The following is a 320-nucleotide window of genomic DNA, read 5'->3' on the forward strand; positions in this document are numbered from 1 at the left end:
CGAGGAATGCGCTGACATCGCCCACGCGCGCGGTGCCGGTATCTTGCCCGTTCGGTTCGTTGATATGCCAGACGGCGTCGATCACGTGGACATAGCGCGGCTTCATGCCTTTCGGCAATGCCGGCATCAGTTCGGTGATGGTTGTGGCTTTCCAGCAGGCGTCTATAAGACTGCGTACGTCATCCACCAGCAGCTGGCCGGGCTTGGACTTGGTCGCGGACTCAGTCGCGGACTTGGTTTCGGTCTGGGATTCGCTCATCGCTGACCCAACCTCCATTTAGTTACCAATAGTCATTACCTTTAGTAAGGGTATGCGACCT

Annotated in this window: 1 protein-coding gene; it reads right to left on the reverse strand. The window is 57.2% G+C overall.

The features are described 5' to 3' along the window. A partial coding sequence (locus tag EIK80_RS25305; RefSeq protein ID WP_199743635.1) for a hypothetical protein occupies window positions 1-259 on the reverse strand: 259 nt, incomplete at its 3' end. Window positions 260-320: the final 61 nt, after the last annotated feature.

The sequence above is a fragment of the Caulobacter sp. 602-1 genome (genome assembly GCF_003931565.1).
Taxonomy (GTDB): Bacteria; Pseudomonadota; Alphaproteobacteria; order Caulobacterales; family Caulobacteraceae; genus Caulobacter.